Source organism: Caballeronia sp. SEWSISQ10-4 2, from assembly GCF_030464885.1.
GTDB lineage: Bacteria > Pseudomonadota > Gammaproteobacteria > Burkholderiales > Burkholderiaceae > Caballeronia.
This window is the reverse complement of the sequence record NZ_JALPRJ010000002.1, coordinates 1-12,059: the sequence shown is the minus strand read 5'-3', so window position 1 is coordinate 12,059 and position 12,059 is coordinate 1. Positions and strand designations below refer to the sequence as shown.

9 protein-coding genes are annotated in these 12,059 nt (G+C 59.5%); 3 read left to right on the top strand and 6 right to left on the bottom strand.

Annotated features, from left to right (window positions below):
• Position 1: 1 nt before the first annotated feature.
• The 6 genes from M0D69_RS01690 to M0D69_RS01665 all read right to left on the bottom strand — a co-directional run bounded on the left by M0D69_RS01690 (position 2) and on the right by M0D69_RS01665 (position 7,442).
• Entirely contained in the window at positions 2-1,546 is a 1,545-nt protein-coding gene (locus tag M0D69_RS01690) for an FGGY-family carbohydrate kinase (RefSeq protein ID WP_301780364.1), read from the bottom strand.
• Between the two features lie 66 nt (positions 1,547-1,612).
• The gene (locus tag M0D69_RS01685) at positions 1,613-2,698 is read right to left on the bottom strand and encodes an alcohol dehydrogenase catalytic domain-containing protein (protein WP_301780363.1); all 1,086 of its coding nucleotides are present in this window, start codon (positions 2,696-2,698) and stop codon (positions 1,613-1,615) included.
• Between the two features lie 100 nt (positions 2,699-2,798).
• Entirely contained in the window at positions 2,799-3,788 is a 990-nt protein-coding gene (locus tag M0D69_RS01680) for an ABC transporter permease (protein ID WP_301780538.1), read from the bottom strand.
• A gap of 7 nt (positions 3,789-3,795) precedes the next feature.
• Positions 3,796-5,322 carry a sugar ABC transporter ATP-binding protein gene (locus tag M0D69_RS01675; protein WP_301780362.1) on the bottom strand — a complete coding sequence of 509 codons (1,527 nt, stop codon included), beginning with the start codon at positions 5,320-5,322 and terminating at the stop codon, positions 3,796-3,798.
• 39 nt (positions 5,323-5,361) lie between these two features.
• Positions 5,362-6,288 carry an ABC transporter substrate-binding protein gene (locus tag M0D69_RS01670; RefSeq protein WP_301780361.1) on the bottom strand — a complete coding sequence of 309 codons (927 nt, stop codon included), beginning with the start codon at positions 6,286-6,288 and terminating at the stop codon, positions 5,362-5,364.
• A 149-nt stretch (positions 6,289-6,437) separates the two neighbouring features.
• Positions 6,438-7,442, bottom strand: a complete 1,005-nt coding sequence (locus M0D69_RS01665) for a helix-turn-helix domain-containing protein (protein ID WP_367619673.1) — start codon at positions 7,440-7,442, stop codon at positions 6,438-6,440.
• A 423-nt stretch (positions 7,443-7,865) separates the two neighbouring features.
• On the opposite strand from M0D69_RS01665, the gene dalD reads away from it, so the two are divergent.
• The 3 genes from dalD (at position 7,866) to M0D69_RS01650 (ending at position 11,937) form a co-directional block, all read left to right on the top strand.
• Entirely contained in the window at positions 7,866-9,257 is a 1,392-nt protein-coding gene (dalD, locus tag M0D69_RS01660; RefSeq protein WP_301780360.1) for a D-arabinitol 4-dehydrogenase, read from the top strand.
• Positions 9,258-9,379: 122 nt separating this feature from the next.
• Positions 9,380-10,861 (top strand): xylulokinase, encoded by a 1,482-nt coding sequence (xylB, locus tag M0D69_RS01655; protein WP_301780359.1) that lies wholly within the window; start codon positions 9,380-9,382, stop codon positions 10,859-10,861.
• A gap of 128 nt (positions 10,862-10,989) precedes the next feature.
• On the top strand, positions 10,990-11,937 hold the full coding sequence (locus tag M0D69_RS01650; protein ID WP_301780358.1) for a sugar-binding transcriptional regulator: 948 nt from the start codon (positions 10,990-10,992) through the stop codon (positions 11,935-11,937).
• The last annotated feature ends 122 nt before the right edge of the window (positions 11,938-12,059 follow it).

Here is a 12,059-nt window from a genome sequence, read left to right as displayed (position 1 = left end):
TTCACGATGCCTGCAAACGACGCATGATCGGCTTCAATGCCGGATAGAGATCGACATACACACCGAAGCGCTCGGCATATAACTTCTGACGCTCTGCGTCAGGCTTCGCACGCTCCACCAGCGTGACCCAGCCGCCCTCCGCGGTCTCGCGTGTAATCAGGTTCGTGCCCAGCGCCGCGAGCAGTGCTGCGCCCATCGCCGCTTCAACCTCTTCTTCAATCGACCAGACCGGATACCCCGTGACATCCGCGATAATCTGCATCCACAAGTCGGAATGCGCCGCACCGCCGACAACAATAAGTTTGTCGTCCAGCGATTGTGCGCCGCGCCGGCCGGCTTCCATGTTGTGCTTAAGCGCGAAGGCGACGCCCTCCAGTACCGCGCGATACAGCGTGGCACGCGTGTGATACAGGCTCAAGCCAACAAACGTACCGCTGGCTTTTGCATCCCATACGGGGCTGCGTTCACCCATCAAGTAAGGCAGAAAGACGACACCATCGGAGCCCGTTGCTATTTTCGCCGCCGCCTCATCCAGAAGTCTATGCGGATCGCCATGAGACGTGGCTTTCGCGGCCTCCGTCTCCGCATGACAAAACTGGTCGCGATACCACGCGACCGACGCGCCCGCAGTGATCGCGCCGCCGAAGATGTATATGTCCTGCTGCGAGTTGTAAACGTGCGGCATGCTGATCAAGCCATGACTCGCATCGACAGTCTGATTGATGTAACCCCAGCACATGCTCGTGCCGATCATCGCGACGTGATGGCCCGCGCGAGTTACGCCTGCTGCGAAGGTCGCGACGGCCGCATCGACGCCGCCTGCGATTATCGGTGTGTTGTCTTCTAACCCGAGTTCCGCAGCGCATTCGGGCAGCAAGCCGCCCACTATCTCCGATGAATCCACTAGTCGTGAAGGCATCATCGTTTGTGGAATGCCAAGCAGGGTTAGCGCTTCATGCGACCACGTGCGTCTCTCAATGTCATACACACCACCGATGTTTCCCGCCGAACTATGGTCCACCGCCAACTCTCCCGTCAGCTCGTGAATGATGTACGCGTTAGGCGGCAAGAAATAACGAGTCCTGTTCCAGACGTCCGGCTGATTGTTCTTCAGCCAAAGCATTTTTGTGTAGCCGTAGTAACTGTCTATGCCATTGCCCGTGATCTGCTTCAGGCGTTTGGTATCGATGTTCCTTTCAACCCACTCCACTTCCTGAGTTGCTCTGCGATCCATCCAGATCAGGCAGGGATATAGCGGACGCATTTCCTTATCGACAGGGATGCCCGAGCCACCGTACAAGCTGCTGATACAGACGGCTTTGATGTCTGCCTTGGAGACGCCCTTGGCAAGCGCGTTCTCCGCACAAGCCTTGATGGTCGCCTTGACAGCGTCCAGCCAGACCGATGGCCATTGCTCCGCCCATAGCGGCCTTGGCGTATCGGGATGGTAAGCACTCGCGTGCTGCGCGACGATCTTCCCCTCCAGGTCGACCAGCAACGCCTTGGTACTCTGAGTACCTATATCAACGCCTATTACGTACGCCATTGCCTAGCTCCATGTCCCGGTATTTTCCGCTCGCGCTTAAGGCGGTGTTTCTTTCGCTCGCCTATATTATCGCGGCTTTAGCAACACCTTGATCGAGTCCAGCGAATCCGCAATCTTGATGGCTTCGTCCCACTCCTCAAGCGAGAAACCATGCGTCACGATGCCCTTCGATGTAACCAGGCCACGAGCTAATAGATCGATTGCTATCGGATAGCAATACGGTCCCAGATGCGCCCCCCGCACGTCGAGTTCCTTCCGGTCTCCGATGATCGACCAATCCACCGTCGTATCGCTTCCGAACACTGAGAACTCAACAAAACGCCCCAGCTTGCGGATCATCTCCAGGCCTTGCGATACGCCTATCGGCACACCGGTCGTCTCTATATAGACGTCGCATCCATACTGGTCCGTGATCGACTTGATGATCTCCAGCGCATCGTCATTCTTCGGATTGATCGTGATGTCCGCACCGTATTCGCGCGCCAGCGCCAGGCGCTCCTCCACCAGATCTATCACAACCAGTTTCTTCGGCGTCTTCAGATGCGCTACTTGCGTCATCATCAGACCCAACGGTCCCGCACCGGCAATCACGACTACATCGTCAAGCTGAATGTCCCCGCGATTCACCGTGTGAATCGCGCACGCCAACGGCTCGATGATCGCGGCGTCCTCAAGCGATATGCCGTCCGGGATTTTATGAACGATTGCCGTCGGCGGGATTCGCATGTATTCCGCCATGCCGCCATCCGCCACCTCGCGCTGGAAACCAAAGATGTTGTGCACCTCGCACATCCAGTATTGCCCCGACTTGCAATAGCGGCATTTTCCGCAGGGCACAATCTGCTCGGCGATCACGCGATCGCCTAACTCAACGCCAAAATGTTCCGCCGCGCCTTCGCCCAGTTCTTCGACGTACCCAAAGAACTCGTGACCCGGAATGACCGGCGCTTTCACCCACGGGCTAGGGCCGCCCCAGAACATCTTGGCGCCCGAGTGGCACTTGCAATCGCTTGCGCATATCCCGCACGCGGCAATGCTAATTACCAGTTCATTACGCCCCGCCGTCGGTCGCCGCACCTTCTCGACCCGGTAATCCTTGGGTGCGTGGCAAACAATCGCGGTCATCCTCGTTGCTTCATTTGATGTGCTCATGGTGCGCTCGTCATGGTCTTCATGGTTTCGTGGTTCCGCCGGAAAATACCTTTAGACACGGTGCTTTCTGGCCTTCTCGTGGCCTGGTCCTATTCTTTACTCACTTACGGCGGCGGTCGCGGCTGATGTAAATCGCTAACAAGATGATTCCACCCTTGATCACGTTCTGCACATACGGGTTCACACCAACCATGTTCAACCCGTTGTTCAGCACGCCCAGCAATAGCGCGCCAATCAAGGTGCCGACAATCGATCCGCGTCCACCCGAGATGGATGTTCCGCCCATCACCACCGCCGCGATTGCATCGAGTTCAAACCCAACGCCGGCGTTTGGCTGACCGCTCATCAAACGCGCAGTCAACACGATGGCTGCAAGCGACGATGTCAATCCGGCAAGCCCGTACACAATCAGCTTCACGCGGGCCACTCGCACGCCAGACAATCGCGTGGCGTCTTCGTTGCCGCCTATTGCGTAGACGTATCGCCCGAATGGCATACGTTCGAGCAACACCCAGGCAAGCAGATAGACCACGAGCATGATGACCACCGGCATCTGAACGCCGAGCACCTTGCCATTGCCAAAGAACGCGACCCAGTCGGGCAAGCCGTCGATCGGATAACCGCCCGTGTAGATCAGTGCAAGTCCGCGCGCGATGCCCATCGTTGCAAGCGTGACGATGATCGGCGGCATGCCGGCAAACGCCACAAAGATGCCGTTCGCCACACCAAAGCCGAGTCCGACGGCAATGCCGACCACGAGCGCTGCAACCGCGTTCATGCCCGATACCATTAAGCCCGCCGCCAGCGTGCCGGACAGCGCCATCACCGATCCCACCGATAAATCGATGCCGCCCGTCAATATCACGCACGTCATGCCGACGGCGATGATCGCGTTGATCGACACCTGCCGCGCGATGTTCTCGATGTTCGCCGCCGACAGGAAACTATTGCTGGCGAACACCATGACGAAACACACGACGATCAATCCGACGAACGGATAGAAAATAGTCGATCGTTTAAGACCTGCCCAGGTGAATTGCACGGGCGCACCGGGTGATGCGGAATCCACGGTGGCGGTTTTAGGTTCCATCGATAATTTACTCATGGCTGACTCCCTGCTCGATCGACCCGGCGCTTGCCGTCGTCGCGTGCGTCATGACCGCATTCGAGGTGATCTGCTCGCCTGCGAGAATGGCTTCTATGCGGCCTTGCCGGAACACCGCCACGCGATCGCTCATGCCTACAATTTCCGGCAGCTCCGAGGAGATCATGATGATTGCGTAGCCCCGCTCGGTGAGCTCGCGCATCAGCAGATAGATCTCCGCTTTCGCACCCACGTCGATGCCGCGCGTGGGTTCATCGAAGATAAGGATGTTCGCGTGGTGGTTCAGCCAGCGCGCGATCACCACCTTCTGCTGATTGCCGCCGGACAGCGTTGAAACCTGCGTGTTCATGGTCGGCGCCTTCACGCCTACCCGCTTCATGATCGCGGCAGTCGTTCTTGCTTCGTTGCGTTGATCGATGAAAAAGCGCGCCTGACGGTACTTGCCGAAGTTGTTGATCGAGATGTTCTGCTTGATCGAGAAATCACTGATCAGGCCTTCGGTCTTGCGACTTTCCGGAAGGATGCCGATGCCCGCATCGAGCGACGCAGCCGGGTCCGCGAGCTTCATCTCACGCCCGTTGATCTTCACCTTCTTCACATGCGCCGGATCGGCGCCGATCACCGCGAGCGCCGTCTCCGTGCGTCCCGACCCGACCAGTCCCGCGAAGCCGAGAATCTCTCCTTCGCGCAGCACGAACGCGTTGACGGGTCCGTCCTTGTCAATCTGCAGCGCCTCGACTTCGAGCACGGCTTTTGCATCGGCACGGGCAGCGGGCTTTGGCGGAAAACTGTTCTCGATCTTGCGGCCGACCATCATCTCCACGAGGCGACCGACGTCGGTATCGGCGACAGCTGTATCGCCTACGTATTGGCCGTCGCGCAGCACCGTGATGCGATCGCAGACTTCGAAAATCTCATCGAGGTGATGCGAGATGAAGATCATCGCGACGCCTTGCGTCTTCAGCTCGCGCATGATGTCGAAGAGATGTTCCGCTTCTGATGGTGTGAGCGTGGCGGTGGGTTCATCGAGGATCAGGATGCGCGCTTCAAGAGACAGCGCCTTGCCGATTTCAATGAACTGCTGCTGCGCCACCGATAGTTCCCGAATCGGCACCGACAAGTCGATGTCGACTTTCAGCCGCGCGAAAATTGCCGCCGCCGAACGCCGCATGGCCGCGCGATCCAGCAGGAAACCTTTCTTCAACTCACGCCCGAGAAAGATATTCTCGACCGCGTTGAGAAACGGAATCAGGCTGAATTCCTGGAACACGATGCCGATGCCCGCCGCCACTGCATCGTGATAATCCGCGAACGCACGGATCTCGCCGTTGAGCGTGATCGTGCCCTCGTCCGGCCGATAAATGCCGCTGAGAATTTTCATCAGCGTGGATTTCCCCGCGCCGTTTTCGCCGAGCAATGCATGCACTTCGCCGGCCGCGACGTCGAGATGAATGCCCTGCAACGCCTTCACGCCGGGGAAGCTCTTCGTGATGTTGTCGAGTCTGAGAATGGAGTTCATCGTGGTCACCTGCCGGACCGTGCATTGGGTACAAGCCGCTTACCAGCTAAAGCCCTTGGCGTTGCTCTTGTCGATCATCTTCACGTCGATAGGAATCGCCTTCGGCACATTGGCACCCCACTTCTTCGCGAGCGCAATCCCGATTGCAATGCGCACCTGATCGCGCGGAAACTGCGCAGACGTCTCGATGAACTTCGAGTCCGGCTTTTGCATTGCCGTGATGGCTTCGGGCGCACCGTCGACGCTCGTCAGCTTGATGTCCTTACCAGATGCCTCGATAGCCGCAAGCGCGCCCATCGAACCGCCGTCGTTCACGCTGAACACGCCCTTGAGATTTGGATGCGCCTGGATCATGTTCTCGGTGACGGTCAGCGCAGTCGCACGTTCCTGCCTGCCGTTCTGTGTATCGACGAGCTTGATGTTCGGGAACTTGGCCAACGCTGCCTTGCAACCGCGCACGCGTTCGAGAATTGGCACGACGGGAATGCCGTCGAGGATCGCCACTTCACCGGTACTGCCGAGCGCCTTGCCCAAGTACTCGCACGACATTACGCCCGCGTCGTAATTCTTCGATCCGACAAACGAGTCCACCGGTCCATTAGCGTTTGCATCGACGGCAACAACCACCACGCCCACCTTCTTCGCCGAGTTCACCGCCGAGACAATGCCGGTGGAATCGGTCGGATTCACGAGCAGAATGTCGATCTTCTTCTGCAACATGTCTTCGACGTCGCTGACCTGCTTGCTGACGTCGTGATGTGCGTCGGTCACGAACACTTGCGCACCGATCGATGCCGCCGCTTCGTTCAATGCCTTCTGCATGGAAACGAAATACGGGTTGTTCAGCTCCTGAAACGTCATGCCTATCTTCAGTGGCTCGGCGGCTTGAGCGGCGGTCATGGCGAGCGCCGCGGCAAAACCCAACGTGGCTAAGGCGAGTTTTTTCGGTAAAAGGAAAGCGTGCATGGCTGTCTCCATCTGTTGTTGATTCGACTTGATTCGACTTGGTTTGACTCGGGGCACTGCGTGGCAAAACTAAAACCGCATGGACGAGTTCGCCCCGCGCGGTGCTTTCTCAAGCACCGCGTTTTGCGGTTTCCTAGAAAAAAGAGACGCTAGACGATGACTTCCAGAACCCGCGCAGCGTCGGGCGGTTCGGTCGCGCTGGCAGCATTGAGCTGCTGATACGCGCGCCATCGTGACGGCGACATGTCCTTCAGCAACAGGAATTGCCGGTTGAAATTCGAGAGGTTATTAAAGCCGACCTGATAGCAAATATCGGTGATATTCAGTTCACCGGACATCAGTAACTGACACGCGAGATTGATACGCAGCCGGTTCACGTACTGCACGAAAGGCAACCCGGTATGGCGGCGAAAATATCGCGAGAACGCACTGACGCTTTGCCCCGCGAGTTCTGCGAGTTCGGTTTCGCGCAGCTCCTGCGAAAGGTTCTTGCCGATATAAGACAGCACGTGATTGATGCGTGTCTCGGCATAACGCACAGGGTCCGCACGATACGCCGCGCTCGCCAGCTTGAACGGGTCAGCACTCTGCACGAGCAAGTCGAGCAGCGCCAGGAACAAGGTGATGCGCCGCATGCCCTGCGCATTTAGCATCTCGCGCATGATCGGCTCGGCGGCCACGCCCGTTTCCGGCGTGAACAAAAGACCCCAGCACGACGCATCGAGCAAAGGTTCGACGCGCTTCAGTTCCGGGAATACGTCGATGGCGCGCGCGACAAATTCAGCATCGAATTGCAGGATCAGACAGCGTTCGTCGACATGTTCGCCCTGCGGTACATCGCTCACCCAGTTGTGCGGCAGGTTCGGTCCCATCATCACGAGATTGCCGGGCGCGAAGTTACCAATATGGTCACCGACAAAGTATTTGCCGCTCGTCGTGGTGATGAGCTGGATCTCGTACTCAGGATGAAAATGCCAGCGCACGGTGCGGTACGGATAACCGTGCGACCAGACCTTGAACGATTCATCGGGCGGCACGGCAACCAGTTCGAGATCCGGCTGGACGATGTTGGCGCGGCGGGCGTCGGTGCGCGCCGCGCGGCAATAACCGCACGTTCCGCATCGGCACGACGTGGCGCTCAGTATGGTGGGCATCTGTCTTCCTCCTGACCCGCTTTTGTTTTTCGGCGCGCTGGATCAATCACATCGCGCCTGCCATGACTGGAAATTATCCCTGTCACGAATTATTCACCACTGAAAATGAGACCGCCCACCGATACTTTTTTGCACTGGGGTTAGTCCGTAGCCGTTACAGAGTCAAATTTTGTGCAACGCAATAGCTTTTTGAGTGACTGCAGAGTTTCCGCATTCGCCGCAAAAACCTGCGCAAAAACACAAAGCCAAAATGCTGCGCAGTGCCTTGACTTTCATCGATTCGAATACGATCATTCGCTCACAGAACGAGCAAATGATCGTAGCAACGCGAATTGGCGCCACCCAAACCCGCGCGCTGCGACACGAGACACAGCACAGCGCCCGGCATCTTATGCGGCGCATCCAGATCAGAGGAAGGACGACATGACTACCGAAAGCCACGCAGCCGCCGACGTGATCCTGCACATCGGCGCGGGTTCTTTTCATCGTGCGCATCAGGCGTGGTATCTGCACAAGCTGATCGAGTCAGGAGACACCCGCTGGTCGCTGACGGTCGGCAATATTCGCGGCGACATGAATGCGGTTCTTGAGGCACTGGCCGCGCAAAACGGTATCTACACGCTGGAAACCGTCACGCCGCAGGGCGTGCGCAAGTATGAAACCATTCGCTCGATCAAGAAGATCGTGCCTTGGGCCGCGGACCTGAACGCGCTGGTCGCGGCGGGTGCGGCGCCCGAGTGCAAAATCGTATCGTTCACGGTGACCGAGGGCGGTTATTACCTCGATGAACACCATCGGCTGGATACGGCAAATCCTGATCTCGCCGCCGATCTGAAAGGCGCCCGCACGACGATTTATGGCGCGATCGCGGCCATTCTCGATGCCCGCATGAAGCAGAACGCGGGCAAGGTGACGCTGCAGAACTGCGACAACCTGCGCAGCAACGGCGATCGCTTCAAGGCCGGCATGCTCGAATTCCTGCAACTGCGCGGCGAAACAGCCTTGCGCGAATGGATGATCGCCAACACGTTGTGCCCGAACGCGATGGTCGATCGCATCACGCCACGTCCCACGCCCGATGTCCGCGAACGCGTGCTGGCCGCGACCGGTTTCGACGATAAAGCCCCCATCATGGGCGAAGCGTTTATCCAGTGGGTGATCGAGGACGAATTCATCGCGGGACGGCCGGCGTGGGAAAAAGTCGGCGCGGAAATGGTCCACTCGGTGCTGCCGTACGAGGAAGCCAAGATCCGCATTCTCAACGCGACGCATAGCTGTATTGCGTGGGCGGGGACGCTGGTCGGGCATCAATACATTCACGAAGGCACGCAAGACGCCGATATCCGCGCGCTCGCCGATGCCTACGTCACCGAAGACGTGATTCCGTGCCTCTCGCCGAGTCCTATCGATCTCGGGAAATATCGCGATGTGGTGCTCGATCGCTTCGTCAATCCGTATATCCAGGACACGAACCAGCGCGTCGCCGCCGATGGCTTCTCGAAGATCCCCGGTTTTATCGCGCCTACTTTGCGCGAATGTTTCGCGCGCCAGGTGGATCCGAACGCCACCGCCATGTTGCCCGCGCTGTTCTTCCGCTTCCTCGGGCGCTGGCACGACGGCAAACTGCCGTACGCGTATCAGGACGGCGTGATGGACCCGGCCACGGCGCATGCTTTCTTTGAATCCGCCGATCCCGTGAAGGCTTTCGTCGCGGACAAACTGCTCTGGGGCAGCCTCGCCCAAAGCGCCGATCTCGAACGTGTGCTGCGCGCGGCGCTTGGCCGTGTCGACGCATGGCTCGCGAAGCGCGCCTGAGCGGTTCAAATCAAATTTCTTCACGACCGTCCGGTGTTATTGCCAATGGCGCAACACCGGCAGCGGCGCTACATTAGCGCCTCCGGTTTTCTCCGCTTCAAGCCTTCATCAAGGGTTCGTCCATGTATTTAGGCATCGATCTCGGCACCTCCGAAGTAAAGGTCCTGCTGCTGGCGAGCGACGGCAGCGTCGTCGGCACGGCGGGTACGCCGTTCACCGTATCGCGTCCGAAACCGCGCTGGTCCGAGCAAAATCCGCTCGACTGGTGGGATGGCACGCGCGCCGCCCTCTTCGCTTTACGCGATAAATTCCCGCAAGAGTTCGCGCAGGTTCGCGGTATCGGTTTGTCGGGACAGATGCACGGCGCGGTGCTGCTCGATTCAGAAGACCGCGTGTTGCGTCCGGCGATCCTCTGGAACGACATGCGCAGCGACAAGGAATGCGACGAGCTCACGGATCGTGCGTCGGAGTTGCATCGGATAGCCGGCAATCTCGCGATGCCCGGTTTCACTGCGCCGAAACTCCTGTGGGTCAAGCACAACGAACCCGATATTTTCCGGCGAACCGCATGCGTGCTGCTGCCGAAAGATTATTTGCGGCTGCATCTCACGGGCACCAAGGTGTCCGATCCATCGGATGCTGCCGGTACGTTATGGCTCGACGTCGCGCGCCGCGACTGGTCGGATGAACTGCTCGCCGCCTGCGACATGACGCGCGCTCAAATGCCGGCGCTGGCCGAAGGCAGCGAGCCGTCGGGCACGCTGCTGCCCGCACTTGCCCGCGAACTCGGATTACGCGACGGCGTGATCGTCGCGGCCGGTGGCGGCGATAACGCGGCAAGCGCGGTGGGCATCGGTGCAACGGAACCGGGCGATGGTTTCCTCTCGCTGGGAACGTCGGGCGTGCTGTGTGTGGTCGGCGACCGCTTCCGGCCGAATCCGTCGTCGGCGGTGCATGCGTTCTGTCACGCTATTCCTGATCGCTGGCATCAAATGAGCGTGGTGTTATCGGCGGCGAGTTGTTTGCGCTGGGTCTGCAAACTCACCTCCACCGATGAACCCACGCTGCTCGCCGAAATCGCCGCACTCGATCCCGCTGCGCTCGACATCGCGCCGCTGTTCCTGCCCTACCTCAGCGGCGAACGCACGCCGCATAACGACCCGTACGCACAAGGCGTGTTCTTCGGCATGACGCACGCGACCGATCGCGCGCTGCTCGGTTATGCGGTGCTCGAAGGCGTGACGCTGGCGTTGACCGATGGCCTCGACGCATTGCAAGCCGCCGGCACGGAAGTGCATGCGCTGTCGCTGCTGGGCGGCGGAGCGCGCAGCAAATACTGGGGCCAGTTATTGGCCGATGCCCTCAACACCCGCACCCGCACGCATGGCGGCGGTGAAACTGGCGCGGCGCTCGGTGCGGCACGGCTCGGCTGGCTGGCAGCGGGCGGCGATCCGGCGGTGGTGCTCGCGAAGCCGCCGGTACGCGACGAGTTCATCCCGAACGCGGAACGCCACGCGGTGCTGCGGCAACGGCTGAAGGGATTCCGCGAGTTGTATCAGCACGTGCGGCCTTTGTTCGATCCGGCACGGCCGCGGCTCGCGTGATGGTTTAGAAGGCGCCCGGGGTGTTTTTGCCCTCAGGCGCCGAGCGTGCACAATGTCGATCTTCGCGTGCCCTTGCGGCGCGCGATTTTCTTTGTATTCGACACGAACGACCCAGATATCGAGCCACCGTGCCCAAGTCCAACGAAAAACTCGATCTCGCCACCCGCGCGGCGTGGCTGTATTACGTCGCGGGCAATACGCAGAACGAAATCGCTGAGAAGCTGCAGATCTCGCGGCCCGTCGCGCAGCGGCTGGTCGCGTTCGCGGTGGAGAAGAACCTGATCCGCGTGCGGGTCGATCATCGGATAGCCGATTGCCTCGCGCTGGCCGCGAAGTTATCGAAGCGATACGGCTTGTCCCTGTGCGAAGTCGTGCCCATCGACGGCGACACGCCCGAGCAAGTGGACCGCAAGCTGGCGGTTGCGGGCGCGCAAGTGATGGAACGTTTTCTCACCGATGAAAAACCGCTGGTGATCTCCATCAGCACCGGGCGGACGCTGAAAGCCGTGGTCGCGCAAATCGGGCAACTGGAGCGGCCGCAGCATCGGCTGGTGTCGATGGTCGGGGCGATCGCCCAGGACGGCTCCTCGAACCGCTACGACGTCGCACAGCACCTCTCCGAGAAGACCGGCGGCAAGCATTTCATGCTGCCCGCGCCGTTGATGGCCGACAGCCGTGCCGAGCGCGCTCAATGGTGCAATCACCGGCTGTATCGGATTGTCGATGCGTTGTCCGGGAGCGCTGATGTCGCGTTTATCGGGATCGGCAACATGGGGATCAATTGTCCGCTGCATGAGGACGGGTTTATCACCACGGCCGAAGTGGAGGAAATGATGCAAGCCGGTGCCGTGGCTGAACTGCTCGGTTTGCCGATCGACGCACAAGGCTTGCCGGTGAAATCGACGACCGGAGAGCGCGTGACAAGCCTGCGGCTCGACGCACCGCCGAAGAGGCCGACTATTGGGTTTGCAGGCGGGCTAAGGAAGCGTGAGGCCGTGATTGCAGCGTTGCAGGGTCAATGGCTGTCGGGGTTGGTGACGGATGAGTTGTGCGCGCAGGCGGCGCTGGAGGCTTGATTTCAGGCGCGCCATAAAAAACGCCCGGCTGCTTTTGGCAACCGGGCATTTTCATGACTTCGCGTCTTCAAGCCGCCGACAACACCTCAACAATCTTCCGTTGATACGCGATCCCTTCGGCG

Coding starts and splice junctions, on each gene's coding strand:
- M0D69_RS01665 (WP_367619673.1), bottom strand. CDS start 7,442: ATGCCCACCATACTGAGCGCCACGTCGTGCCGATGCGGAACGTGCGGT.
- M0D69_RS01685 (WP_301780363.1), bottom strand. CDS start 2,698: ATGAGCACATCAAATGAAGCAACGAGGATGACCGCGATTGTTTGCCAC.
- M0D69_RS01690 (WP_301780364.1), bottom strand. CDS start 1,546: ATGGCGTACGTAATAGGCGTTGATATAGGTACTCAGAGTACCAAGGCG.
- xylB (WP_301780359.1), top strand. CDS start 9,380: ATGTATTTAGGCATCGATCTCGGCACCTCCGAAGTAAAGGTCCTGCTG.
- M0D69_RS01670 (WP_301780361.1), bottom strand. CDS start 6,288: ATGCACGCTTTCCTTTTACCGAAAAAACTCGCCTTAGCCACGTTGGGT.
- dalD (WP_301780360.1), top strand. CDS start 7,866: ATGACTACCGAAAGCCACGCAGCCGCCGACGTGATCCTGCACATCGGC.
- M0D69_RS01680 (WP_301780538.1), bottom strand. CDS start 3,788: ATGGAACCTAAAACCGCCACCGTGGATTCCGCATCACCCGGTGCGCCC.
- M0D69_RS01675 (WP_301780362.1), bottom strand. CDS start 5,322: ATGAACTCCATTCTCAGACTCGACAACATCACGAAGAGCTTCCCCGGC.